This is a genomic window from Borborobacter xinjiangensis (assembly GCF_047739745.1).
Taxonomy (GTDB): domain Bacteria; phylum Pseudomonadota; class Alphaproteobacteria; order Rhizobiales; family Rhizobiaceae; genus Pseudaminobacter.
This window is the reverse complement of sequence record NZ_JBLLVA010000014.1, coordinates 68,677-93,278: the sequence shown is the minus strand read 5'-3', so window position 1 is coordinate 93,278 and position 24,602 is coordinate 68,677. Positions and strand designations below refer to the sequence as shown.

Annotated in this window: 27 protein-coding genes and 1 riboswitch; of the genes, 14 read left to right on the top strand and 13 right to left on the bottom strand. The window is 62.7% G+C overall.

The window, feature by feature from the left end:
• Positions 1-156: 156 nt before the first annotated feature.
• Both ACLKMW_RS15970 and ACLKMW_RS15965 read left to right on the top strand, forming a co-directional pair.
• Positions 157-1,296, top strand: a complete 1,140-nt coding sequence (locus ACLKMW_RS15970; RefSeq protein WP_415725468.1) for a D-alanyl-D-alanine carboxypeptidase family protein — start codon at positions 157-159, stop codon at positions 1,294-1,296.
• A gap of 7 nt (positions 1,297-1,303) precedes the next feature.
• Complete coding sequence (locus ACLKMW_RS15965) at positions 1,304-2,425, top strand: CobW family GTP-binding protein (protein ID WP_415725467.1); 1,122 nt, start codon at positions 1,304-1,306, stop codon at positions 2,423-2,425.
• Positions 2,426-2,524: 99 nt separating this feature from the next.
• Here ACLKMW_RS15965 and ACLKMW_RS15960 read toward each other — a convergent pair whose 3' ends face one another.
• The 5 genes from ACLKMW_RS15960 to ACLKMW_RS15940 all read right to left on the bottom strand — a co-directional run bounded on the left by ACLKMW_RS15960 (position 2,525) and on the right by ACLKMW_RS15940 (position 6,393).
• Complete coding sequence (locus tag ACLKMW_RS15960; RefSeq protein WP_415725466.1) at positions 2,525-2,758, bottom strand: sulfurtransferase TusA family protein; 234 nt, start codon at positions 2,756-2,758, stop codon at positions 2,525-2,527.
• A gap of 10 nt (positions 2,759-2,768) precedes the next feature.
• On the bottom strand, positions 2,769-4,052 hold the full coding sequence (locus ACLKMW_RS15955) for a L,D-transpeptidase family protein (RefSeq protein WP_415725502.1): 1,284 nt from the start codon (positions 4,050-4,052) through the stop codon (positions 2,769-2,771).
• A gap of 224 nt (positions 4,053-4,276) precedes the next feature.
• On the bottom strand, positions 4,277-5,227 hold the full coding sequence (locus ACLKMW_RS15950) for an acetyl-CoA carboxylase carboxyltransferase subunit alpha (RefSeq protein ID WP_415725465.1): 951 nt from the start codon (positions 5,225-5,227) through the stop codon (positions 4,277-4,279).
• Between the two features lie 87 nt (positions 5,228-5,314).
• Positions 5,315-6,238, bottom strand: a complete 924-nt coding sequence (locus ACLKMW_RS15945; RefSeq protein ID WP_415725464.1) for a site-specific tyrosine recombinase XerD — start codon at positions 6,236-6,238, stop codon at positions 5,315-5,317.
• A gap of 5 nt (positions 6,239-6,243) precedes the next feature.
• Entirely contained in the window at positions 6,244-6,393 is a 150-nt protein-coding gene (locus ACLKMW_RS15940) for a histidine kinase (RefSeq protein WP_415725463.1), read from the bottom strand.
• A 111-nt stretch (positions 6,394-6,504) separates the two neighbouring features.
• Between ACLKMW_RS15940 and ACLKMW_RS15935 the strand changes: the two genes are divergently transcribed.
• The 3 genes from ACLKMW_RS15935 to ACLKMW_RS15925 are packed head-to-tail and all read left to right on the top strand — an operon-like array spanning position 6,505 to position 9,148.
• Positions 6,505-7,113: a shikimate kinase gene (locus ACLKMW_RS15935; protein WP_415725461.1), complete on the top strand. Its 609-nt coding sequence runs from the start codon at positions 6,505-6,507 to the stop codon at positions 7,111-7,113.
• The gene (gene aroB / locus ACLKMW_RS15930; RefSeq protein WP_415725460.1) at positions 7,110-8,231 is read left to right on the top strand and encodes a 3-dehydroquinate synthase; all 1,122 of its coding nucleotides are present in this window, start codon (positions 7,110-7,112) and stop codon (positions 8,229-8,231) included. The genes ACLKMW_RS15935 and aroB overlap by 4 nt, the downstream gene beginning before the upstream one ends.
• Positions 8,228-9,148 (top strand): transporter associated domain-containing protein, encoded by a 921-nt coding sequence (locus ACLKMW_RS15925; protein WP_415725459.1) that lies wholly within the window; start codon positions 8,228-8,230, stop codon positions 9,146-9,148. The genes aroB and ACLKMW_RS15925 overlap by 4 nt, the downstream gene beginning before the upstream one ends.
• On the opposite strand, the gene ACLKMW_RS15920 is transcribed toward ACLKMW_RS15925, so the two are convergent.
• The gene (locus ACLKMW_RS15920) at positions 9,096-9,806 is read right to left on the bottom strand and encodes an aquaporin (protein WP_415725458.1); all 711 of its coding nucleotides are present in this window, start codon (positions 9,804-9,806) and stop codon (positions 9,096-9,098) included. The genes ACLKMW_RS15925 and ACLKMW_RS15920 overlap by 53 nt on opposite strands.
• Before the next feature lie 2 nt (positions 9,807-9,808).
• A complete protein-coding gene (locus ACLKMW_RS15915) occupies positions 9,809-10,111 on the bottom strand; it encodes a BolA family protein (protein WP_415725457.1) in 303 nt (100 codons plus the stop codon).
• Positions 10,112-10,253: 142 nt separating this feature from the next.
• Here ACLKMW_RS15915 and ACLKMW_RS15910 point away from each other — a divergent pair, with 142 nt between their 5' ends.
• The 4 genes from ACLKMW_RS15910 (at position 10,254) to ACLKMW_RS15895 (ending at position 15,068) form a co-directional block, all read left to right on the top strand.
• Positions 10,254-10,865: a J domain-containing protein gene (locus tag ACLKMW_RS15910; protein ID WP_415725456.1), complete on the top strand. Its 612-nt coding sequence runs from the start codon at positions 10,254-10,256 to the stop codon at positions 10,863-10,865.
• Positions 10,866-10,978: 113 nt separating this feature from the next.
• Complete coding sequence (gene cobS / locus ACLKMW_RS15905; RefSeq protein ID WP_415725455.1) at positions 10,979-11,965, top strand: cobaltochelatase subunit CobS; 987 nt, start codon at positions 10,979-10,981, stop codon at positions 11,963-11,965.
• Between the two features lie 6 nt (positions 11,966-11,971).
• A complete protein-coding gene (gene cobT / locus ACLKMW_RS15900; protein ID WP_415725454.1) occupies positions 11,972-13,867 on the top strand; it encodes a cobaltochelatase subunit CobT in 1,896 nt (631 codons plus the stop codon).
• 223 nt (positions 13,868-14,090) lie between these two features.
• On the top strand, positions 14,091-15,068 hold the full coding sequence (locus ACLKMW_RS15895; protein WP_415725453.1) for an esterase-like activity of phytase family protein: 978 nt from the start codon (positions 14,091-14,093) through the stop codon (positions 15,066-15,068).
• Between the two features lie 27 nt (positions 15,069-15,095).
• On the opposite strand, the gene ACLKMW_RS15890 is transcribed toward ACLKMW_RS15895, so the two are convergent.
• Positions 15,096-16,196, bottom strand: coding sequence for a saccharopine dehydrogenase family protein (locus ACLKMW_RS15890; protein WP_415725452.1), 1,101 nt, complete (start codon positions 16,194-16,196; stop codon positions 15,096-15,098).
• 117 nt (positions 16,197-16,313) lie between these two features.
• Between ACLKMW_RS15890 and ACLKMW_RS15885 the strand changes: the two genes are divergently transcribed.
• Positions 16,314-16,742 (top strand): Lrp/AsnC family transcriptional regulator, encoded by a 429-nt coding sequence (locus ACLKMW_RS15885; protein WP_415725451.1) that lies wholly within the window; start codon positions 16,314-16,316, stop codon positions 16,740-16,742.
• Position 16,743: 1 nt separating this feature from the next.
• Here ACLKMW_RS15885 and ACLKMW_RS15880 read toward each other — a convergent pair whose 3' ends face one another.
• Positions 16,744-17,424 (bottom strand): queuosine precursor transporter, encoded by a 681-nt coding sequence (locus tag ACLKMW_RS15880; RefSeq protein ID WP_415725450.1) that lies wholly within the window; start codon positions 17,422-17,424, stop codon positions 16,744-16,746.
• An 89-nt stretch (positions 17,425-17,513) separates the two neighbouring features.
• A complete protein-coding gene (gene rpmB, locus ACLKMW_RS15875) occupies positions 17,514-17,807 on the bottom strand; it encodes a 50S ribosomal protein L28 (protein WP_415725449.1) in 294 nt (97 codons plus the stop codon).
• Between the two features lie 247 nt (positions 17,808-18,054).
• Between rpmB and ACLKMW_RS15870 the strand changes: the two genes are divergently transcribed.
• Positions 18,055-18,846, top strand: a complete 792-nt coding sequence (locus ACLKMW_RS15870; RefSeq protein ID WP_415725448.1) for a DUF3108 domain-containing protein — start codon at positions 18,055-18,057, stop codon at positions 18,844-18,846.
• Positions 18,847-18,882: 36 nt separating this feature from the next.
• Entirely contained in the window at positions 18,883-19,776 is an 894-nt protein-coding gene (yddG, locus tag ACLKMW_RS15865) for an aromatic amino acid exporter YddG (RefSeq protein WP_415725447.1), read from the top strand.
• A gap of 14 nt (positions 19,777-19,790) precedes the next feature.
• Here the strand turns inward: yddG and gloB are convergent, their stop codons facing one another.
• The gene (gene gloB, locus ACLKMW_RS15860) at positions 19,791-20,558 is read right to left on the bottom strand and encodes a hydroxyacylglutathione hydrolase (protein WP_415725446.1); all 768 of its coding nucleotides are present in this window, start codon (positions 20,556-20,558) and stop codon (positions 19,791-19,793) included.
• A gap of 122 nt (positions 20,559-20,680) precedes the next feature.
• On the opposite strand from gloB, the gene ACLKMW_RS15855 reads away from it, so the two are divergent.
• Positions 20,681-21,418 carry a methyltransferase domain-containing protein gene (locus tag ACLKMW_RS15855; RefSeq protein ID WP_415725501.1) on the top strand — a complete coding sequence of 246 codons (738 nt, stop codon included), beginning with the start codon at positions 20,681-20,683 and terminating at the stop codon, positions 21,416-21,418.
• Positions 21,419-21,440: 22 nt separating this feature from the next.
• On the opposite strand, the gene ACLKMW_RS15850 is transcribed toward ACLKMW_RS15855, so the two are convergent.
• Positions 21,441-22,718 (bottom strand): MFS transporter, encoded by a 1,278-nt coding sequence (locus ACLKMW_RS15850; protein ID WP_415725445.1) that lies wholly within the window; start codon positions 22,716-22,718, stop codon positions 21,441-21,443.
• A gap of 73 nt (positions 22,719-22,791) precedes the next feature.
• Between ACLKMW_RS15850 and ACLKMW_RS15845 the strand changes: the two genes are divergently transcribed.
• Positions 22,792-23,436 (top strand): TetR/AcrR family transcriptional regulator, encoded by a 645-nt coding sequence (locus ACLKMW_RS15845; protein ID WP_415725444.1) that lies wholly within the window; start codon positions 22,792-22,794, stop codon positions 23,434-23,436.
• A gap of 41 nt (positions 23,437-23,477) precedes the next feature.
• On the opposite strand, the gene metA is transcribed toward ACLKMW_RS15845, so the two are convergent.
• Positions 23,478-24,413 carry a homoserine O-acetyltransferase MetA gene (gene metA / locus ACLKMW_RS15840; protein ID WP_415725443.1) on the bottom strand — a complete coding sequence of 312 codons (936 nt, stop codon included), beginning with the start codon at positions 24,411-24,413 and terminating at the stop codon, positions 23,478-23,480.
• Between the two features lie 54 nt (positions 24,414-24,467).
• Positions 24,468-24,546: riboswitch (SAM riboswitch) on the bottom strand.
• Positions 24,547-24,602: the final 56 nt, after the last annotated feature.

The window sequence follows — 24,602 nt, the reverse complement described above, 5'->3', positions numbered from 1 at the left end:
ACACTCTTTGCCATCTTGGCGTCACATAGGCTAAATAGCACCGCGACGATGCGCAGGCGGCTGGGATGGCTGGCCCCGCTGCTCAGGATCGGCCCGGCTACCCAAACTCTACGAAGCCGGGGAGCGCGACGGCAAGAGGCGAATTCGGAATACGACATGCGGCACCACATTTTCCTCAAGGCTGTTCCGGCGGGGCTCGCCGCGCTCCTGGCGTTGGCGGTGGTTCCGGCCGCGGCCGGTCCCTCGATCCTGTTCGACGTCAAGACGGGTCAGGTGCTGGAGCACGAGGACGCGTTCAGCCGCTGGTATCCGGCGTCGCTGACGAAACTGATGACCGCCTATGTGACCTTCCGCGCCATCGAGGCGGGTGAACTCACTCTGGCTTCGCCGATCAAGGTTACCAAGAAATCGGCTGCCGAGCCGCCAAGCAAGATGGGCTACAAGCCGGGCTCGGTGATGACGCTCGACAACGCGCTGAAGATGATGATCATCAAATCCGCCAACGACATTGCCGCTGCCGTCGGCGAGAATGTCGGCGGTACGATCCCGGCCTTTGCGGAGCGCATGAATGCGGAGGCGCGTCGTCTCGGCATGACCGGCAGCCATTTCACCAACGCCAACGGCCTGCACGATCCGGAAAACTATACGACCGCGCGCGACCTGGCGCTGCTGGTGAGGGCGATTCGCGTGGAGTTTCCGCAGTATGCGCCCTATTTCGCGATCGAGGGCCTGCGCGCCGGCAAGGCCAGGATGAAGAGTTACAATCTGCTGGTCGGACGCTTCGCCGGGGCGGACGGCATGAAAACCGGCTTCGTCTGCGCTTCCGGCTACAACCTGATTGGCACCGCGACGCGCAACGGGCGCACGCTCGCGGCAGTCGTTCTCGGTGAGACCACGCCGCAGGGTCGCGCCGAAAAGGCCGCCGACCTGCTCGCCGAGGGCTTCAAGATGGTACCTTCCGGTCCTCTCACCATCACCGGTCTTACCCCCTATGGCGATGAGCAGTTGGTGGCGACGGACATGCGCGCGGCGGCGTGCGGCAAAAAGACTGCATCCGAGAACACGCCGATGCGCGACGAGAAGGGGCGGCTGCTGCTCAAATCGCCCCATATCGCCCAGATGACGCGTGAGCCGAAACTTGTGACGGTCAGCCTCGGCGGCGCAACCGGGCCGGTTCCGGCGGCATTCGCGGCAATCGAGGCCAAGAACTACGCCGACGTGCCAATTCCGACCTGGCGGCCGGACATGCCGATGCCGGGCGTTCAGGCCGCTCAGGGCGACGACGGCCAGCTATAGGCACGAAATGACTGAATCCCTTTATCCGATCCCCGTTTCGGTGCTGACGGGGTTTCTCGGCGCCGGCAAGACCACCCTGCTCAACCGCTTGCTCAAGGACCCGGCACTCGCCGACACCGCCGTCATCATCAACGAGTTCGGCGACGTAGCGATAGATCATCTGCTGGTCGAACAGGCTTCGGACGGCATCATCCAGCTTTCCGACGGCTGCCTGTGCTGCACGGTACGTGGCGAACTGGTCGACACGTTGGCCGATCTGGTCGATCGCCTCCAGACCGGCAAGATCGCGCGGCTGAAGCGCATTGTCATTGAAACCACCGGGCTTGCCGATCCCGCACCCGTGCTGCAATCGATCATGGGACATCCCGCGCTGGTGCAGGCGTTTCGTCTCGACGGCGTCATTGCGGCCGTCGATGCCGTCAATGGCGACGCGACTCTCGACGCGCATGTCGAGGCGGTGAAGCAGGTGGCGGTCGCCGACCGTATCGTGCTCGCCAAGACCGACCTGGTGAAGGACGAGGAAGCGCTTTTCGGCCTGCGCGCCCGTCTGCGCAATATCAATCCGTCAGCCCCGTTGCTCGATGCGTCCGAAGAGACGACGGGGGTGGCGGAATTGTTCGAATGCGGGCTCTATGATCCGTTGACGAAAACCGCCGATGTACGTCGCTGGCTTGGCGAAGAGGCTGACCACGCCGCGCATCATCACGATCACGGTGATCACCACCATCACCACCACGACCACGATCATCGCCACGACGATCGGATTCGCTCGTTCACGCTGGTCCATGAGGGCCCCGTGCCGTTCTCGTCGATTGAAATGTTTCTCGACCTGTTGCGCTCGGCGCATGGCGAGAATTTGCTGCGCCTGAAGGGCATCATCGAGATCGCCGAGGATCCCGCGCGCCCGCTGGTCGTCCACGGCGTGCAGAAGCTCCTGCATCCGCCGGTGCGTCTCCCTGCCTGGCCGGATGAGGTTCGAGGCACACGTCTGGTGCTGATCACGCTCGACATGCCGCAAGACTATGTGGTGCGGCTGTTTGCGGCAGTCACCAACAAGCCTTCGGTCGACACGCCCGACCGGGCTGCGGTGGAAGACAATCCGCTGGCGATTGCGGGCATGAAGCGATAGCGCACGTCGAACCGAAAAGCGGATTCCGGTTTTCGGAAGAATCCTGCTCGATCAAGGACTTAGGGCGTCCCTTATGCGTCCGGTTGGTGGCACGGCGCTCTAGGCTCCGCGCTCCACCAGGAAGCGGTGCCCGCCGGATTGTGTCTGCGTCTCGACGAGTCGGTGCCCGTTCTCGGCGCAGAACGCCGGAATGTCGATGACGGCGAGCGGGTCGGTGGTTTCAAGCCAAAGCAGGTCGCCCGGCAGCATTGCCGCCAAGCGCTTGCGGGCCTTCAGCACGGGCAGGGGACAATTCAGCCCCTTGAGGTCGTAGACGGCTGCATCCACAGGCAAGGAACGGACCTCAGCTGCCGAAAATATTGCCTATGCGCTTGCGCATATTGCCGAGCAGGCCGGATTTTTCAGCAGGCTCGGCGGTTACCGTTTCTGCTGGAGCCACGGCAACTTGCCCTTCATTGGTGGCTGCGGGGGCCGGCGCGGGGAGCGGCGCCGATTTGGCAACCTTGGCCAAAGCCGCGGCGGCAGCTTTCTCCTCGGCGGCACGCTTCTTGTCTTCGGCCTTTTTCTTCTTTTCGGCTTCCGCGGCTTCCAGCGCCGCCATGCGCTTGCCGGCCGGGGAATCGATACGTCCCATACGCTCCGTCACCTGGATCGAGCCGTCATGGCTCATCGACGGCGGTTCGATCGGCACGCGCTCTCCGCGCGCCCGCTTGCGGGTCCATTCAGAGACGATATTGGCTTCCTTCAGCCCGGCGATGGTCGGCTTGGGCGCAACGGTGTTCTTGCCAAGCGCGCTGGAGAAGGCGGCATCATAAGTCGATTTATACGACTGATATGCCATTTTCAGCGAGTCAGGCTGCGTGAAGGGAGGGCAGGCACCGGACGGCGAGAAGGTCGCGCCGCCTTCGGGAATCCGGTTGAAGACGTAGCGTTTCTCGCAGACATCGACCTTCGGCGGCACTTTCGTGATCTCGAAATGGTCGTAGCCTTCCTTCAGCATGGTCCAGAATTCGTAATTGGGGTCGTTGCGATAGCGGGCCATGTTGGCCGCCGTCATGCGGAAAGGAAATGCCTGAATCTGGAATTCGGTCTGACCGCCCTTGAAGGCGTCGCGGCCGAATGCGTAGATTTCCTCGATCTGCGCGTCGGTCATCGAATAGCAGCCCGACGAGGAGCAGGCGCCATGAACCATCAGGTTCGAGCCCGTGCGGCCGTTGGCGCGATCATAGGCGTTGGGATATCCGATATTGAAGGCCAGGTGATAGCTCGACTTCGGATTCATCTGCGCGGGGCGAACCGTGTAGAATCCCTCCGGCGCCTGGCGGTCGCCTTCGACGAATTTCGGCCCGAGCTTGCCGGAAAACTTGCAGATGTCGTAGCTGGCGATGATGTCGTAGCGGCCGCTGGTCTTCTGTTTCCAGATTTCGACCTTGCCCTCTTCCTTGAAGATGCGCGCCATCACCGGAGCATCGCGGGCCATGCCTTTGGCCTTCATTTCGGCCACGATCTTGGGGGACAATTGCTTGTCGGCTTTGGGCGACAAGTCCTCGAAAGTGGTGGATTCGGTGCAGCCGGTGGCGGCAAGCAGGGCAACAAACAAACCGGCGCGCGCAATATTGGCAAACAGCGTCATGAAAATCGTCTTTGTCCCCGTCGGCCCCTCTCGCCGGGCCCTGCATTTCGGTCTCGGACAATAGCCCGTTAACCTTGAAAATTGATTACCGCAAGGGCGCCCGCTCAGAGCGTCCCTGTTGCCTCAAAAGACGCAACATACACGGCGCTACCTGTTTGAAGGCAGGCTAGCGGCAATATTGTGGCAAAAATGGGCTGAAGAGCGTCGCGGCGCGGTCTTCAGAGACTGCGCCCGATGGCCAGATATTTCTCGCGACGATGTTCGCGGAAATCCATCGGATTGGCCTTGAACTCGGCAAGCGTGCGGTCGATCAGGTCGCCTGTCGCCTTGATCACCGTTTCGGGCGAACGATGGGCGCCGCCGAGCGGTTCGGGAATGATCGCGTCGATGACCTTGAGGTCGCGCAGATCCTGCGCGGTGATCTTCATGTTGGTCGCCGCGTCCCTGGAGCGGGTGGTGTCGCGCCACAGGATCGAGGCGGCACCTTCCGGCGAGATCACCGAATAGATCGCATGCTCGAGCATGAAGACCCGGTTGGCGGTGGCAATGGCGATGGCGCCGCCCGACCCGCCTTCGCCGATGATGACGGAGATCGACGGCACCTTGAGTGCCAGGCACGCCGAGGTCGAGCGGGCGATGGCCTCGGCCTGGCCGCGTTCTTCCGCGCCGACACCCGGATAGGCACCGGCCGTATCGACCAGCGTCACCAGCGGGATGGAAAAGCGGTCGGCAAGCTCCATGATTCGCACGGCCTTGCGATAGCCTTCGGGGCGAGGGGAGCCGAAATTGTGCTTGAGCCGGCTCTTGGTGTCGGAGCCTTTCTCCTGGCCCATGACGGCGATAGGCTGCCCGCGGAAGCGGGCGAAGCCGCCGACAATGGCGTTGTCCTCGCCGAAGGCGCGGTCGCCGGCCATCGGCGTAAAGTCCGTGAACAGCGCATCGACATAGTCGAGGCAGTGCGGCCGGTCGGGATGACGCGCCACCTGCACTTTCTGCCAGGGCGTCAAAGCCTTGTAGACGTCGCGCAATGCGTCCTTCGAGCGCTTTTCGAGCCTCGAAATCTCCTCGCCGACATCGACGGCCTCGCCGCTCTCGGCCAGCTTTTTCAGCTCAAGGATTTTTCCGTCGAGGTCGGCTACGGCTTTTTCGAAATCGAGGTAATTGTACATGCGTGACCAATACGCCCGGAGACATTAAAGACAGCCTGCACCCTCAAATGCCGGGTTCGGCGCCGCGAATTTCGCTTTCACATAACGTCACAGCGGCTTATCGGCAAGCGGATGATGGTCGTTGACCAGCCGCACCAGCCGTTCTTCCAGAACGTGCGTGTAGATTTGCGTCGTGGAAATGTCGGAATGTCCGAGCAGTTGCTGTACGGCCCTGAGGTCGGCGCCGTTCTGCAAAAGATGGCTGGCGAAGGCATGGCGCAGCACATGCGGCGAGATTTTTGCCGAAGCGATGCCGGCGCGCGCGGCAAGCGCCTTCAACTCGCGGGCAAACACCTGCCGGGGCAGAAATCCGCTCTCGGAGGCGGCCGGGAAGAGGTGGGGATTTTCGGCGAAGGCTGGTGTCAGATTGCGTTCGCTGAGCCAGGCGCGCATCGCCTCGCGTGCCTTGCCCGAGAGCGGCACCATACGATCCTTGCTGCCCTTGCCGCGCACGATGAAGAAGCGCTCGTCCCGCATCGCCACGGTGAGCGGCAGACCCACCAGTTCGGAGACGCGCAAGCCGGTGGCATAAAGCACCTCGACCAAGGCATGCAGGCGAAGGGCCGCAAGTCTTGAACCGCCGGCCAGCGCCGGATCGGCCGCTTCGGCGGCCGCACGATCGAGCAGCCGGCCGGTTTCGGCCTCGCTCATCGTCTTCGGCAACGAACGCTCCTTCTTCGGACTGTCCAGCGTTCCGGTCGGATCGTCGGGCCGCAAGCCCTCGGCATAGAGGAACTTGAAGAACTGCCTCAGCGCGGAAAGCTTGCGCGCCTGCGAGGTCGGCGCAAAACCGCGCGAGGCGATTGCGCCCAGATAGGCGCGAATTTCGGCCGTTCCGGCCTGCGCCAGATCACCAAGATTCTCGGCGGCATCCTCCAGATCACGACGATAGGACGCAAGCGTGTTCTCGGCGGCGCCGCGCTCGGCGCTCATCATTTCCAGGAAGGCCTCGATGCGTGCTCCGCTTCGCATCGGGCCTACTGCGCCGGGTTGATCTTGTCTGCCGGGATGCGGATGGTTATCTCGCCCTTCTTCGGCTCGACATAGGTAACGAGCGCGAACATCGCGCCATAGGCGAGGCCCGCCAGGATGCCAAGTGTCACGAGAAACCGAAATAGGGTCGGCATAGATTCACTGCGCCTTTGTGTTGCCGTGCCGTTATGGGACGCCATTGATGTCATTTCAAGGGCGCGGGCCAACCCTTGACGCGCCAGAGGTTTTCATGTCGAAACGCTCGCATGACGAGCGCGGCGCCTGAGAACATGTTCGAGAGCCGGGTGGAGATGCTGAGGCATCTCGGCCGGCGCTCCATCGTCTTTGTCGGGCTGATGGGAGCCGGCAAAACCGCGATCGGCCGAAAGGTGGCGGCCGAGCTTCGGCTGCCCTTCACCGACAGCGACCAGGAAATCGAGAGCGTCTCGCGCATGAGCGTGCCGGAGCTCTTCGAGCACTATGGCGAACCGGAGTTCAGGGCGCTGGAGCAGCGCGTCATCCACCGCGTGCTCGAAAACGGGCCGCAGGTTCTGTCGACCGGCGGTGGCGCCTTCATGAATGCGCAGACGCGCCAGGCCATAGCCGAGGCCGGCGTTTCGGTGTGGCTGAAGGCCGATATCGACATTCTCATGGAACGCGTCGGCAAGAAGCCCACCCGGCCGCTGCTGCAGAATCCCGATCCGCGCGGCGTGATGGAACGACTGATGAAAGAGCGTTATCCGGTTTACGCGATCGCCGACGTGACGGTCGTTACCCGCGACGAGCGCAAGGAAGTCATCGCGGCGGAAGTCATTGACCAGCTTTGCGCCTATCTCGGCCGGCAGAGGCCGGGCGCTGCGGAGACCGCACCATGACCACAAAGGAAGTAGTCAAGGTCGAGGTCGGACTTGGTGATCGGGCCTATGACATTCTGATCGGCTCGGGCCTGGTCGCGCGCGCCGGGGCCGAGATCGCCGCGCGCCTGCCAGGCATTCGTGCGGCAATCGTTACCGACGAGAATGTCGCCTCCGCTCATCTTCAGACGGTGACGGAAAGTCTCGGCCAGGGCGGCGTAGCGTCGTCGACCATCGTCTTGCCGGCAGGGGAAAAGACCAAGAGCTTCGCCGCTCTCCAGGAGGTGGTCGACGGTGTGCTTGCAGCGCGGCTGGAGCGCGGTGACGCGATGATCGCGCTCGGCGGCGGAGTGATCGGCGATCTTGCCGGCTTTGCCGCAGGCATTGTCAGGCGCGGCATGAACCTCATCCAGATGCCGACCTCGCTCCTGGCCCAGGTCGATTCCTCGGTAGGCGGCAAGACCGGCATCAACAGCGCCCATGGCAAGAACCTCGTCGGTGTCTTCCACCAGCCGCGTCTTGTGCTGGCCGACACCGACGTTCTCGATACGTTGCCGGCTCGCGAATTTCGCGCCGGCTATGCGGAGGTGGCCAAATACGGATTGATCGACCGACCGGATTTCTTCGCCTGGCTGGAAAAGAACTGGCAGGAGGTGTTTTCGGGCGGTCCGGCACGGACTGAAGCGATTGCGCAATCGTGCCGCGCAAAGGCCGACGTCGTCGCGCGCGACGAGTTCGAGACCGGCGACCGGGCACTTCTCAATCTTGGCCACACATTCGGCCATGCGCTGGAGGCAGCGACCGGCTATGAAAGCGCGCGCCTGGTGCACGGCGAGGGCGTAGCCATCGGCATGGCGCTTGCGCATCGCTTTTCGGCGCGCATGAATCTCGCTTCGCTCGACGATGCCGAGCGCGTCGAAGCGCACCTTCGCGCCGTCGGCTTGCCGTGGCGCATCGCCGACATTCCCGGCTCGCTGCCCGATGCCGATCGTCTGCTTGCCTATATCGCGCAGGACAAGAAGGTCTCGCGCGGCGCACTTACCTTCATATTGACGCGCGGCATAGGCAGATCCTTCATCGCCAAGGACGTGCCCTCCTCGGAGGTGCTCGCCTTCCTTCGACAGAATCTGCCCGAATGACCACGCCATTGCTTGCCGCCATCTGTGCGGTTGCAGCGTTGGTCGTGCTGGCTGGCGTTTTTCACAAACAGCTTCTGGCGGCGTTCGGTCTCAAGCTCAGCCAGATCGAGCCGCCGCAATCTGCCCGCGAGGAACTGCGAAGCGCCGTCGCCGAGCTGCGTCGCGAGAATGGCAGCAAGCCGGAACGTGATCGTGTCGGCTGGCTCCTTGACCTCGACGATCTCGAAGTCTCCGACGTCATGGTCCATCGTCTCAATATGCGCTCGGTCAACGCCGACAATGCGCCCGAGGCGGTGGTGCGCGAAATACTGCAAAGCCCGCATACCCGCATGCCGCTGTGGCGCGGCAGCACCGATAATATTGTCGGCGTGCTGCATGCGAAGGACCTGCTCAGGGCGCTCAACGATGTCGGAAACGATTTTTCGCAGATCGACGTGATGAAGGTCGCATCCAAGCCGTGGTTCGTGCCCGACACGACCAGCCTTCAGGAGCAACTGAACGCATTCCTGCGTCGCAAGTCGCATTTCGCGCTCGTCGTCGACGAATATGGCGAACTTGAAGGGCTGGTCACGCTGGAGGACATCATCGAGGAGATCGTCGGCGATATCGCCGACGAGCATGATGTCGACGTTCAGGGAGTACGCCAGGAGGCGGACGGCTCGATCGTCGTCGACGGCTCGGTGCCGATCCGCGATCTCAATCGGGCACTCGATTGGCAATTGCCGGATGAAGAGGCGGTGACCATCGCCGGGCTGGTCATTCATGAAACGCAGACGATTCCCGACGAAAAACAGGCGTTCACTTTCCACGGCAAGCGTTTCATCGTCATGAAGCGCGAGAGGAACCGCATCACCCGGATCAGGATCAGGCCGGTATCCGTTGAGGTTGGGTCGCCGGCGCAGCGCAAGCCTGGGTAGGCCGCGGCCAGAAGAGCCGGCCCGCCGCAATCGCCATCGCCGCACCGGCGAACTGGGCAATGACGAAACCCGCAACATGCTGGGGCGCAATGCCGGCGGCCGTTCCGGTAAACGCTCGAATGACCGTCATGGCCGGATTGGCGAACGCCGTCGAGGCGGTAAACCAATAGGCTGCACCGATGTAGAGACCGACAGCCGCCGGCACGACCGCAGGACGCCTTGCCACGCAGCCGATGATTACGAAGATCAGTCCGAACGTCGCGATTCCTTCCGCCAGCCAATGGCCCGCCCCGGTCCGCGCGGTGGCGGACAGTTGCAGGATCGGCAATTCGTACATGGCGTGTGCCGCCCACACTCCGACAACGAAGCCGACGGTTTGCGCGGCCGCGTAGGGAACGAGATCCCGCCACTTCAACTGTCCGTCGGCGGCAAAGGCGAGGCTGACGGCCGGATTGAGATGCGCGCCGGAAATCGGTGCGAAGGTCCAGATTAAAACAACCAGCATCGAGCCGGTGGACATCGAAGTAACGAGCAGCGCGAGGGCCGCCGACCCCTCCGCCAAACGCGCACCCATGATACTCGAGCCAACCACAGTGGCGAGCAGGAATGCGGATCCGAGCGCCTCGGCGGCCAGCCGTCGAAAGAGCGGTTCGGTCATGGCTACCACCTCACCGGTTCACCTGGGGCGGCGGCCTCGATGGCCAGCGCATGGACGCCGCCGGCAAGCTCATCGGCAAGCAGGGCGTTGACCGAGCGGTGCCGTTCGAGCCGGCTCATTCCGGCGAAGACCGGCGAAACGATGCGGATGCGGAAATGCGTCTCCCCGGTGCCGTCATAGGTGACATGGTGACCGGATTCCTCGTGATGGTGCCCGGCGTGAAGGTGGCTTTCGTTCAGCACTTCCAGCCGCTCCGGCGAATAGGCCTGCTTCAGCTTGGATTCCATCGTTGCCTGTCTGGACATTGCCGCCTCCTTCACCCACATATGCGGCAATCCCGCAAAATGCATGCTCGGCCGATTAAACCGCGATTCAGCGGGTTAGAGCTATCATTGCGGAAATGTCAATTCTTGTTCTACAGGCCTGCATTCCCCTAAATGGGATCAGATGAAACCCTATCCGAAATATTTCGACAAAATCCGCGTGCGCGCCGATCCTCAGGCCGAGGCGAAGGCGCAGGCGCCGGTCTGTCAGTGGGATGGCTGCCACGAGCCGGGCACGCATCGCGCCCCGGTCGGACGCTTGAAGGAGGGGGAGTATTTCCGCTTCTGCTTCGACCATGTGCGCGAGTACAACAAGGGCTTCAACTATTTCTCCGGCCTTGCCGACAGCGATATCGCCCGCTTCCAGAAAGAGGCGTTGACCGGCCATCGCCCGACCTGGACCATAGGCACCAACAGCGGCGCGCGCTCCTCGCCGGATTTCGCGCAGCAGCGTTCGGGCCGCGCCGGCTACTACAACCGCGTGCGCGATCCGTTCAACATATTCGGCGATCAGCGGACAGCACCCCGCGAGCGCAAGGCCAAGCCGCTTGAGGCCAAGGCGCTGGAAACGCTTGGCCTTACCACAAAGGCGACTGGCGCCGACGTCAAGGCGCGCTATAAAGAACTGGTCAAACGCCATCACCCCGATGCGAATGGCGGAGACAGGGGGTCCGAAGACCGGCTGCGCGACGTCTTGCAGGCTTATCGCGTGCTCAAGCGGGCAGGCCTGGGCTGAAGTGGCCAGGGTCTGCGTCGATTTCCAACTTTCATCAGGCTGGAAAAGGCTCTAAGACCGCCCCGACGAAATTCGATTGCCGGCGAAGCCGCTCCTTCGCCCGTGGAGACATCATGAACAAGGTCGATCGCGACATCGCAAACCTGCCGGACACGACCGTGTCGGTGAAAGAGAAATTCGGCTTCGAGTCCACCATGGTGGTCCCGGCCTATTCCGCGACAACCGAGCATGTGCCGGATGTCGATCCGGACTATCTGTTCAATCCGCACACGACTGTCGCGATCCTGGCGGGGTTTGCCTACAATCGCCGCGTCATGGTGTCGGGCTATCACGGCACCGGCAAGTCGACCCATATCGAGCAGGTTGCGGCTCGCCTCAACTGGCCCTGCGTACGCGTCAATCTCGACAGCCATGTCAGCCGCATCGATCTGGTCGGCAAGGACGCGATCGTCGTCAAGGAAGGCATGCAGGTCACCGAGTTCCGCGACGGCATCCTGCCATGGGCCTATCAGCACAATGTGGCGCTGTGCTTCGACGAGTACGACGCCGGCCGCCCGGACGTGATGTTCGTCATCCAGCGCGTGCTGGAATCCTCGGGCCGGCTGACGCTGCTCGACCAGAGCCGCGTCATCCGTCCGCATCCGGCTTTCCGCCTGTTCGCCACGGCCAACACGGTCGGCCTCGGCGACACGACGGGCCTTTACCACGGCACGCAGCAGATCAATCAGGCGCAGATGGACCGCTGGTCGATCGTCACCACCTTGAACTACCTGCCGCACGAAAATGAGGTCGGCATCGTTCTCGCCAAGTCGAAGCACTATCGCAACGAGAAGGGCCGCGAGATCGTCAACAAGATGGTGCGCGTCGCCGATATGACGCGTTCGGCCTTCATCAATGGCGATTTGTCCACGGTGATGAGCCCGCGCACGGTCATTACCTGGTCGGAGAATGCCGAGATCTTCGGCAATATCGGGCTGGCCTTCCGCCTGACCTTCCTCAACAAGTGCGACGAACTCGAGCGCTCGATCGTTGCCGAATTCTATCAGCGCGCCTTTGGCGAGGAACTGCCGGAATCGGCGGCCAACGCCGTTCTGGGGTAATTTCGCGTGGCGGGACCGGGCGACAATACACGCGGCAAGCCCAAGGCGGGCGCGGAAGCTGACGTCTTCAAGCGCGCGATCACAGTGTGCATGCGCGCCATCTCCGGCGATGGTGAGCTCGATGTCGCCTTTGCCAAGGACAAGCCGGCGCTTGCCGGCAACCGGGCACGGCTTCCCGAACTTCCCAAGAAGGGCTCGAAAACCGATGTCGCCGTAACACGCGGCATCGGCGACTCGCTGGCGCTCAGGCGTGCCTGCCATGATGCGCGCATCCATACCCGGCTGGCACCCGAGGGCAAGCAGGCCCGCGCTGTCTACGACGCGGTCGAGCAGGCGCGCGTCGAGGCGATCGGCAGCCGGGCGATGACGGGCGTTGCCGACAATATCGGCTTCATGCTCGAGGACAGATACGCCAAGGCCAATCTTGCCGACGTGCGTGACCAGGCGGATGCGCCCCTCGAGGAAGCGCTGGCACTGATGGTGCGCGAGAAGCTGACTGGCCGACCGGCGCCCAAGAGCGGCGAGAAGCTGGTTTCGCTATGGCGCGGCTGGGTCGAGGACAAGGCCGGTGCCGATCTCGACGGGCTCGCCACGAAACTCGATGACCAGCAGGCTTTTGCCCGGCTGGTGCGCGACATGCTGGCTTCGCTCGACATGGCCGAGGAGATCGGCGACGACGAACTGTCCGACGAAAATGAGGACAACGACGAGGAACAGCCGCAGGGCGAGGAAAACAGCGAGGAGGGAGGCGAGGACGATTCCGGGTCCGAGGATTCGCAGCCGGAGGAGGCTGAGTCTTCCGAGCAGGAAGACCAGGAGGGGGAGACCGACGCTGCCGACGCGACCTCCGACGAATTGTCTGACGAGGACGATGCCGACGCCGAAACGCCCGGCGAGGCCAAGCGCAAGAACGATCCGTTCGCCAACCTGCCGCGCGAGATCGATTACAAGGTCTTCACCACGGCGTTCGACGAAACCGTCGGCGCTGATGATCTGTGCGAGGAAGAAGAACTCGATCGCCTGCGCGCCTTCCTCGACAAGCAACTGGCCAATTTGCAGGGCGTGGTTGGCCGTCTCGCCAACCGGCTGCAGCGCCGCTTAATGGCGCAACAGAACCGCTCCTGGGATTTCGATCTGGAAGAAGGCTATCTTGATCCGGCTCGCCTGGTGCGCGTCGTCATCGACCCGATGCAGCCGCTGTCCTTCAAACAGGAGCGTGACACCAAGTTCCGCGATACCGTCGTCACGCTGGTGCTCGACAATTCCGGCTCGATGCGTGGTCGGCCGATCACCGTTGCGGCGACCTGCGCCGATATTCTGGCGCGCACGCTGGAGCGTTGCGGCGTTTCGGTGGAAATTCTCGGCTTCACCACGCGCGCCTGGAAGGGCGGGCAGGCACGCGAGAAGTGGCTGAAGGAAGGCAAGCCGGCCGGGCCTGGCCGCCTCAACGACCTGCGCCACATCATCTACAAGAGCGCCGACACGCCCTGGCGTCGCGCGCGGCGCAATCTCGGCCTGATGATGCGTGAAGGGTTGCTCAAGGAAAACATCGACGGCGAGGCGCTGCTTTGGGCGCACAACCGCCTGATTGCACGGCCCGAACAGCGCAAGATCCTGATGATGATCTCGGACGGCGCGCCGGTCGACGATTCGACGCTTTCGGTCAACCCTGGCAATTATCTCGAGCGGCATCTGCGCGCCGTCATCGACCTTATCGAGATGCGTTCGCCGGTCGAGCTTCTGGCCATCGGTATCGGCCATGACGTCACCCGCTATTATCGCCGTGCCGTCACCATCGTCGATGCGGAGGAATTGGCCGGTGCCATGACCGAGCAGCTTGCCGCGCTGTTCGAGGAAGAAATCTCTCGCGGTGGCCGCGGCGGTTTCCGCCGGGCTGGCTAAGCAACGTCTTGTGGCAGTAAGATTTTCCCCCCTCGCCCGGCCGCTTCGCGGCCACCCTCTCGCCGTTGGGGAGAGGAGGTTGTCGCCTTTTCTTCGTTTCCTCCAGCGGCACTTAGCAAGGTGGTCGGTGACGTCGAAAGCTTCCTCTCCCCGACGGCGAGAGGGTGGCCGAGCGAAGCGGAGGCCTGGTGAGGGGCTAAGCCGGCGCATATGCGCATATGCGGTGCTGGTGTTATCGCTGCTCGTCGCACCGGTCCATGCCGAACCATCGCTGGTCGAGCAGATCGAAGTCTCCTCCCGTCCGATCACGCAGTTCAGGATCGGGCGTAACGACAGGCAATTCGGTCCGCTGGAATTTGTCGGCGGGCTGGAGATGACGTCGTCGGCGCGCGATTTCGGCGCCCTTTCGTCGATGCGTTTCCTGTCGCCGGGAGCCGATTTCATCGGCGTGGCCGACACCGGCTTCTGGTTTTTCGGACAGGTCACGCGCGATGCCGATCAACGCCCGACAGGTATTTCCGGGTTCCGCATGGTGCCGATGGTCGATGTGACCGGACAGCCGTTCGAAAGGAAATGGGAAGTCGATGCAGAGGGCCTCGCGGTCAAGGATGGCATCGCAACCGTGGGCTTCGAGCGCAATCACCGCGTCGCGCAATACCGGATCGATCCGAGCAACATGCAGGGGACATTCGGGGAACTCGACTTCCTGGTTCCGGCCCATGAGCTGCGAGTGAACCGCGGTTTTGAGACGGTTGCTTATGCGCCGGCCGGCGGGGTGCTCGAAGGCGCGCTGACGGTGGTTTCGGAAAAGAGCCTCGACAGTCAGGGCAATATCTTTGCCGCCGTGTTGTCAGAACCTGCCAAAGGCGTGTTCAGCGTCAAGCGCAGCGGCGATTTCGATATTACCGACGGCGCGTTCCTGCCGAACGGTGACCTGCTGCTGCTGGAGAGAAGCTTCTCCATGGCCCGAGGGGTGCGGATGCGGCTGAGGCGCCTGGAAAGCGCGACCATCGGCAAAGGCAAGCTCGCCGATGGCCCGGTATTGCTTCAAGCGGACATGAATTACCAGATCGACAATATGGAGGCGATGGACGTGTGGCGACGCGCCGACGGCGCAGTCATGGTGTCGCTGATGTCGGATGACAATCACTCGATCTTGCAGCGCAACCTCTATCTGGAGTTCGTGCTGCACGAGGATTGACGGACGGAGAGAGGGGCGCTCGACGCCTCACGCCGCCAGATGCGAGGTGCTTGCCGGCAGATAGTTGCGACCGAAGCGGTTGGCCAGGAAGGCCTCCAAAGTGATGTCTTCCTGCCGGACAAAACCCCTCGACGGCAGTTTGCCACCGGCCAGCATGTCGAGCACGGCGCAAATGCCGGAGGCGGTGGTGATCTGGATCGCGCTCAGCATCGTCCCGCCGATGCGGCCGCTGTAGATCTTGTTGGCGTAGCTTTCCTGCATCAGTCGGCCGTTCTTGCGGCCGCTGACGGTCACGAAGATCACCACCACATCCTGCATGGTCGCAGGAAGCGCATTTTCCAGTATGTCCTTCAGCACCTCGCGGCGGTCGCGCAGGCCAAGATCGTTGAGCAGCGCCTTCATGATGGCAGCATGACCGGGATAACGGATGGTCCGGTAATTGAGCGTGCGCACCCTTCCCTTGTAGGTGTCGCAGAGCGTTCCGAGGCCGCCCGAAGTGTTGAATGCCTCATAGGTCACGCCGTCGAGCGAAAACTCCTCGCGCTCCTCCAGCGGCGGCACTGAAACCAATTCGCCATCGACGATAGCCTCGCAAGGCTCGCAATATTCGTTGATGACGCCGTCGGTGCTCCAGGTCAGATTGTAGTTCAGCGCATTGGCCGGATATTGCGGCAAAGCGCCGACCCGCATGCGCACGCTTTCCAGCGTGTCGAAGCGCTTGGCCAGATCGTTGGCAACGATGGAAACGAAACCCGGCGCCAGCCCGCATTGCGGAATGAAGGCATTTCTTGCGCCCACCGCCAACTCTTTTACGCGTCTTGTGCTCGCCACGTCTTCGGTGAGATCGAGATAGTGAACGCCGGCCCTGGCGGCCGCCTCGGCGATGTTCGTGGTCAGGTGAAAAGGAGCAGCACTCAGCACCGCAAACTTGCCGGCAAGCACCGGATCGAGCGCGCCATCCACGCCGATATCGATCTGCCGCGTGGTGATTTCCGTGCCGAGGTCAAGCGCGGCAAGCTGCGCCTGCGAGCGGTCTACGACGGTAATGGCGTAGTCGCCGGTTTCCATCAACATAGAAGCAATCGTTGCGCCGATCTTGCCCGCCCCGACGATGACGATGTCTTTCATGATCCTGCCCCTCAGATGTTGCGGGAGAATCGTAGCCGTGAGTGACGTCGAAAAACAGTATCGTTTTGCGCAGATCGGCGATAGCAATATAGCGAAAAGACGAAAAAGGAATGCAAAGTGACGACAGAAGCCGACCACGCGCTGATCGCCCTGCTGCGCGAGAATGCTCGCGCCCCCATCGCCGATCTGGCGAGACGGCTCGGGGTGTCGCGCACGACCGTGCAAAGCCGCATCGAGCGGCTGGAACGAAACGGCGTGATAGCCGGCTACAGCGTCAGGCTTACGCCTGACCACGAGAAGAACCTGGTGCGGGCGCATATACTGGTGACGGCACTGCCCAAGCTGTCGCCATCGGTGGAAGCCGTGCTTAGGGGCATCCCGCAAGTGCGCACGCTGCACTCAGTCAGTGGCAGCTTCGATATGATCATCGTGGTGGAGGCGCCATCGGTGCGCGATCTCGACGCGGTGATCGACCGTATCGGTGCGCTCGACGGCGTAGAGCGCACGCTGTCGTCCATCATTTTGTCGACGAAGATCGATCGCTGATTTAGACCGCGACGATCGGCTGAGACCACCTGGCCGCAAGCAGCCGATAGGGGATGAGCGCAAATACCGCGATAAGCAGCTTGACCGCCAGATCGCCCAGCGCCCACGATATCCAGCGAGCCGTTTCGACCGAAAAAATGCCCATCAACGGTGCGGCTTCCAGCGCAAACGCGTCGTTCGGGCCGGCAAAGGCGAAGGCTGCGGCAAAGGCCACGGAAAAGAAAATAGCGGTATCGACGATCGATCCGGCCAGCGTGCCGAAAATCGGCGCCCGCCACCAGGACTGGCGCCGCAGCCTGTTGAATACCGTCACGTCGAGCAGTTGCGCGGCGAGGAATGCAGCACCCGAAGCCATTGCGATGCGCGCCAGCCGGTCGGCTGCCATCTGGTATTCAACAAGTCCGAAGTGGAACAGCAGTGGCGGCACGGCGATCGAGCAGGTCACGGCCGTCATGAAGCCGACGAAGACTACGCGGCGTGCAATCTTCGGCCCATAGCGGCGATTGGCCAGGTCGGTTACCAGGAAGGAGAACGGGTAGGTGAATGCGCCCCAGGTCAGGATATCGGCGAGTGCCAATGGCCCGACATTGCCCTGCACCGGAAACTGCACAAGGATATTCGCTGCCACGACGGCGAGCGCCATGGCAGCCACGAAAGGCACATAGCGGGAAGGAATTGTCATTTTTTTAGCCTGGGTTATGGAACCAGTGGAGCCTGACGGCGCGGCGTCATGCTCCGGAAAGGGAAGGCTTCCGCGAGCCGCAAGACCGCTCAGGCGGCTGCTTCATCCGCCTTCTTGGCGATCTGCTTCTTCAGCAGGCGTGCACGCTGCGAAAGCTCGTTGACATCAGCCTTGGCGAGGAAGGCATCCAGACCGCCGCGATGCTCGACCGAACGCAGCGCTGCGGCGGAAATGCGCAGGCGCACATTCTGGTTGAGCGCTTCCGAAATCAGCGTCACATTGACGAGATTCGGCAGGAAGCGACGCCGCGTCTTGTTGTTGGCGTGGCTCACATTGTTGCCGGACATAACGGCCTTGCCGGTCAGTTCACATGCGCGGGACATTTTTCGTACCTTCGGTTCTAGAACGGGCCATGCAATTGTGACGCACCGAAACAGGTGGCGCGCAGTCTTGATCAAGCGGCCGCATGAAAAGTTGGCGTTCCATAATGGCATTTGGGCGGTGCGTCAAGCACGGGCATGGCTTTGGTGGATGCCGATCGTCCATAGAAAGGCCCGATTCGGCTTCTCTAAGCGGCGGCAAGGGGGTGAAGTCGGGGCCTATGCCCGGGTACGTCACAAGGTCGATGTCTTGCCGAAGAACAGACTTGCGTGTTTCCTGCCTCTCCTGCTCGTCGCCTGCCTGCCGGCGAGCGCCGTCCACAGTGCCCCGCAACTGTTCCACAGCGAGTACTCCGTCTCCTTTCTGGGCCTCACCGTGGCGCGTTCGCGCTTCGAAAGTACCTTCAGCGGCCGGACTTTTTCCATCAAGGGGTCGCTCGCCAGCGCCGGAATAGCCCAGATTTTCGACGACACCAGGGGCACGGTTTCCGCTTCCGGCCGCTTCGCCGGATCGACGCCACGTCCGGACCATTTCGCCACCACCTATATATCGGGGCGCAAGGCCAAGAAGACCGAGATCGGCTTTTCTGGCGGCAACGTGGCTAGCACCGTGAATGTGCCGCCATTGAAAAAGCGCGGCGAAGATTGGGTTTCGCTGAGCAGGCAGGATCTGAGGACCGTCGTCGATCCCATTTCGGCCGCCCTGGTGCGCGCCAAAGGCCCGGAACATGTCTGCGACCGCACGGTCAAGATGTATGACGGCGAGATGCGCGCCGACCTCGTGCTCGCTTACTCCTCGATCGAGCCGGTTTCGTTTCCGGGCTACAAGGGCGACGCGATCTTCTGCAGTGCGCGGTTCGTGCCGGTGGCCGGCTATCGCAAGGGCCACAAGTCGATCACCTATCTTCAAAACCGCAGCAAGATCGCCATCGCATTTGCGCCGGTGGGCACAACCGGCGTATATGCCCCGGTCTACGCCACGGTGGGCACGCAGATCGGCACGATCACCATCCGGGCACGGAAGTTCGAAGCGGCGAACTAGGCGGCATTGCCCTCCTTGTCCGTTTCAGGAGGAGATATGGGGCGGGCAACACTCATCGGCTTTTCGGCGGTCGCCATGTGGGCGCTGCTGGCGCTTCTGACCGACGCTTCCGGCAGGGTGCCGCCGTTCCTGCTTTCGGCAATCACCTTCGCCATCGGCACCGGGGTCGGCCTCGTCGCCCGCCTGTTCATGACGGCGCCGGCCGCGCCCGTGAAAATTCCGCCGCAGGTCTGGGTGATCGGCATCGCCGGCCTTTTCGGCTATCATTTCTTCTACTTCACGGCACTGCGTAATGCACCGGCGGTGGAGGCCAGCCTGATCGCCTATCTCTGGCCGCTGCTGATCGTGCTCGGCTCGGCGATGATGCCTGGTGAGCAATTGCGCTGGAACCACGTCGCCGGCGCGCTGCTCGGGCTTGCCGGCACTTTCCTTATCGTCACCAAGGGCGGCGGTCTTGCCTTCGAAAGCCGCTACCTTTTCGGTTACGCCATGGCTGGTGTTTGCGCTTTCCTGTGGTCGGGCTATTCGCTATTGTCGCGTCGCTTTCCGGCCGTGCCGACCAGTATCGTCACCTGGTTCTGTGCGGCCACTTCGCTGCTTTCGCTCGCCTGTCACCTGGCGCTCGAGCAGACGGTGCTGCCGGAAACCGCTGGGCAATGGCTGGCAATCCTCGGCCTCGGGCTGATGCCGGTGGGGGCAGCCTTCTACGCCTGGGATCATGGCGTGAAGCGCGGCAATATCCAGGTGCTGGGCGCGGCAAGCTATGCCGCGCCGCTGCTCTCGACCCTGGTGCTGATCGTCGCGGGTTTCGCCGAGCCGAGCCTCAGCATCATCGCCGCTTGCCTGCTCATTACCGGAGGTGCCGTGCTTGCGGCGAAATCGCTGCTGTTCGGCAAGGCTGCTTCGAAGAAGGCTGAAGCACGAGCCTGACCGCGCAGAGAAGCCTAGAACACGTCCTTGCGCTGGCGAAGTTCGGCGAACACCTCCTCGTCGGACGCGTTCTCCATGCCGAGATTGCGCCTGATCGCCTTGTCGTGCCAGCGCAGGAACGGATTGGTCGCGAGTTCCCGCGCGATGGTCGTCGGCAGCGTCGGCTTGCCTTCGGCGCGCAGGCGGTCGATTTCGGCAGCGCGTTCCTTCAGCGCCGAATTGGTCGGGTCGACCGACAGCGCGAAGCGGGCATTCGCCTGCGTATACTCATGTCCGCAATAGATGGTGGTTTCGGAAGGAAGCGCGGCGAGTTTCTTCAGCGATGCCAGCATGGCAGCCGGTGGTCGCTCGAACAGTCGGCCGCAGCCCAGCGCAAACAGCGTATCGGCGGTGAACGCCACCTTGGCCGCAGGAAAATGATAGCAGACGTGACCGGCCGTATGGCCGGGCGTTTCGATGACATGCACCTGCTGCGAGCCGAAGGTGAAGACCGATCCGTCCTCGACCGTTTCGTCGATGCCCGGGATTTTTTTTGCTTCCGCCTCCGGGCCGATGATGCGCAGGCCGAATCGCTGTTTCAGCGCCAGATTGGCCTCGACATGGTCCAGATGGTGGTGCGTGGTCAGTATCACCGACGGCGTCCAGCCGGTGCGGCGAATGGCCGTGAGGATCGCGGCCTCCTCAGGTGCATCGATCAGTGCGGTCTGGCCGGTTTCGCCGTCATGCACGAGAACGCCGAAATTGTCGCTCCGGCACATGAATTGTTCGATCCGCAGGGTCATGCCGGCCTCCATGAATGAGTGCGTGAAGCAGTGTTTCGGAGGATAGGGTGGGCGCTTGCCTCTGTCACCTGCGGGCGCGACCTTCGTTGAACTTCTTCGGCAACGCCGCTACCGTCCGGTCCATGAATTGCGATATCGTCGATCTGCGCTCATTCTACAGCACCACCCTAGGGGGCATCGCCGCGCAGTCGATCGGCATGGCCCTCGCTTCGGTCTGGGCCAATATCCCGAACGAGCGTCTGGTCGGGCTCGGCTACACGCTGCCCTGGCTCGACCGTTTCGGCGCCGATGCGGAGCGGGTCTTCGCCTTCATGCCCGCAACCCAAGGGGCGGTGAACTGGCCGCCGTCACGGCCGTCGTCGACGGTGCTGGTGTTCGACGAGGAACTGCCGCTGGCCGATTCGTCGATCGACCGCATGCTTCTCGTCCATTCGCTCGAACATGCCGAAAATCCGCGTGAGACACTGAAGGAAATCTGGCGGGTGCTGTCGCCGGCCGGCCACGTGGTCATCGTCGTGCCGAACCGCAGGGGCGTCTGGGCGCGTTTCGAGCATACGCCATTCGGCACCGGCCGGCCGTTTTCCCGCAGCCAGCTCAATGAATTGCTGCGCGATGCCAATTTCACTCCGGCCGCGTGGTCGGAAGCGCTGCTGTTCCCGCCATCGCAGCGCCATTTCATGCTGCGCTTCCACCGGCTGCTGGAAAGCAGCGGTCGTCGTTTCTGGCCGATTTTTTCCGGCGTCGTCGTGGTCGCGGCGCAAAAGCGACTTTACCAGGGAGTGCCTGTGGCGGCGCGGGCTTCGCGCCGCGTCTTCGTGCCGGTGCTGACGCCGCAAGGGGCTGGACGGGCGCTGCGCTGAATGGCAGGCCCGTAACGTGCCTTCACGCCGGCTGGGCGGCGCTCTCCCTGGTTTCGGTCGGATCGATCATCAGCGAAAGGGCAGCGGCAGCGATGGCAGTCATCCCGGCGATCTGGAAGGCCAGAACGTAGTCGCCCTGCATCTCGCGCAAAGCGCCGCCGAAGAAGGCGGCAGTGGCCGCCCCAACCTGATGGCCGGCGACGATCCAGCCGAACACCAGCGGCCCGCTGCGGTCACCGAACGCCTCGTTGGAGAGCCTGAGCGTCGGCGGCACGGTGGCGATCCAGTCAAGCCCGTAGAGAATGGCGAATATGGTCAAGCTGGTGCCGGAAAAGCCGGAAAAGGGCAGATAGATCAGCGACAGGCCGCGAACCCCGTAGTAGACGCCGAGCAGCTTGCGTGGATCGAAGCGGTCGGTCAGCCAGCCGGAAAAGGTGGTGCCGATCAGATCGAACACGCCCATCAGCGCCAGCAACCCCGCCGCACTTACCTCGGGAATGCCCATGTCGCCGCAATAGGCGATGAGGTGGGTGCCGACCAGCCCGTTGGTGGTGAAGCCGCAGACGAAGAAGGTTGCGAAAAGATACCAGAACACCCGCGTGCCGGCCGCACGGCGCAGCGTGGCCAGCGTGGTCATGAAGAAGTTTCCCTGCGCCGGAGCCTCCGCTACCTCGTCCTTGTCGGCGCCATAGCGCGTCTGGCCGATCGAGGCCGGGCGCTCCGGTACAAGGAAATAGATCAGCGGCAGCAAGGCTGCCGTGGCGAGCGAAACCGCAATCACCACAGGCTGCCAGCCGCCTGATTGCGCGAGTGCTGCAAGAAGCGGCAGGAAGACCAGCATGCCGGTGGCGCTGCTTGCCGACATCAATCCCATCATCAGGCCGCGGTTGGTCTTGAACCACCGGTTGACGATTGTGGCGCCGAGCACCGAGGCGACCGCGCCGGAGCCGACACCCGAAAAGACGCCCCATGTGGCGATCAACTGCCATGGCTCGGTCATGAACAGGCTCGCCCCGGTCGCGGCCGACATCAGAGCGATCGCGCCCAGAAGCGTGCGCCGCAGGCCGACGCCGTCCATCAGCGACGCCGCGAAGGGTCCTGCAAGACCGTAGAGGAAAATGCCGATAGCCGCGGCGAGCGAGATGACATCACGTCGCCAGCCGAAGGCCTCCTCCAGCGGCAGCATCAGCACGCCGGGTGCAGAACGCAGGCCGGCCGCAATCAGCAGCGCCAGGAAGATGACTGCCACCACCACGAAAGCGTAGCGCTGGCCAAAAGGCCGTTTCTGCACTATGTTCATGTTACTAACCGGTACGTAAATTCTTCACCTAACTACGTACCGATCGGTAACAAAGTCAAGTGGCAACCGTGGAATGACGCAAAGATCAGCCAATCATCCTGACAAAACGGTCGAGTCCCAGTCGGATAGCGCCGACAGGACGGCAGCCGCGCCGCTGCCGCGCGCCGCCGACCGGATACTCGATGTGGCGCGCAATCTGTTCTATCGACAAGGCATACGCGCCATCGGCGTCGATGAGATCGTGCGCCGCGCCGGCGTCACCAAGCCCAGCCTCTATCGCAGCTTTTCGTCCAAGGACGAGCTGACTGCGTCTTATCTCCGCCTTTACGAGGTCGAATTCTGGCGGCGTTTCGATGCGGCGGTAGAAGCGCATCCGGGCGACCCGCGTCGCCAGATATTGGCGTTTCTATCGGGTGTCGGCACACGTGCGGTCATGGCGGACTACCGCGGATGCGGCATGACCAACGCAGCCATCGAATACCCCGAAACGGGTCATCCGGCGCGGCTGGTGGGCGAGGCCAACAAACGTGAACTGCGCCGCCGCCTGCGCGAGATGGCGAAAGCCATGGGCGCGCCGGACTCGGACACGCTGGGCGACGGCTTGTTGCTGCTGATCGAAGGCGCCTATGTGTCGGGCCAGCTTTTCGGCCCCGGCGGTCCGGCGGGCTCGATTGCGGCCAATGCCGACCGGCTGATCGCCGCCAGCCTCTCGAAATAGGACCGGATCGCCACTTCAGCGGGCGGCCAGCCGTCTCCCGGCTATGCGACGGTCGCCCGGCTCTTGCCGACATCCTCCAGGTCGTAAGACGTGGTCTGATAGACCTGGTTGATCCAGTTGCCGAAAAGCAGATGGGCATGCGAGCGCCAGCGATTGAGCGGCCGGCGGGCCGGATCGTCCTCGGGGTAATATTCGTGCGGCACATCGATTGACACGCCGCAGGCTACGTCGCGGTCATATTCTTCCTTGAGCGACGTGGAATCATATTCGATGTGATTGAACATATAGAGCCGGTTGCCGGTCGCTTCGGCGAGCAGACAGGGACCGGTCACCTCCGAATCCATGAGCAGGTTCAACTCCGAGCCGGACGGAATGTCGGTGCCGCGCACTTCCGTCCAGCGCGAAACGGGAATGGCGAAATCGTCCGAAAAGCCCGCAAGATAAGGGGAGGCGGGCGCATTGTTGCGATGACGGAAGACGCCGAAGGCCTTCTTGTCGAGTGTGTATTTCGGAACCTGATGGAAATGCCAGGCAGCGGCCATCGCCCCCCAGCAGATGAAGAAGGAGGAATGGACGTGGGTGGTCGTCCAGTCGAAGATGCGCTTGAGCTCGTCCCAATAGGTGACATGCTCGAAGTCCAGGAGTTCCACCGGCGCCCCGGTGACGATGAAGCCGTCGAACTTGCGCTGCCTGACCTCCTCCCATGTCTGGTAGAAGGAGATAAGGTGGTCTTCGGGCGTGTTCTTGGCCTTATGGTTGCCGATGCGCACCAGCGTCAGTTCGACCTGAAGGGGCGAGGCGCCGATCAGCCGCGCGAACTGCGTCTCGGTGCGGATCTTGTTCGGCATGAGGTTCAGAAGCCCGATCTGCAGCGGACGGATGTCCTGGCGCAGCGCCGTCTGTTCGTCCATCACCGACACGCCCTCGCGCACAAGCACCTCGCGGGCGGGGAGTTGATCGGGAATCTTGATCGGCATCACACAAGCTCCAAACAAAAAGACCGGCGGCGAAATCGCGACCGGTCCGAACGAGCTCGTCTTCATCGGTCCTTTTTAGCGACTTCTTTAACGTGGCTGCAAGCCGACCGGCCAAATCACCACGGAACATGGCCACCTTTTACGACCGTGTCCTTGCGGCGTCAACGACAAAGCTTTCCCTCGACATTC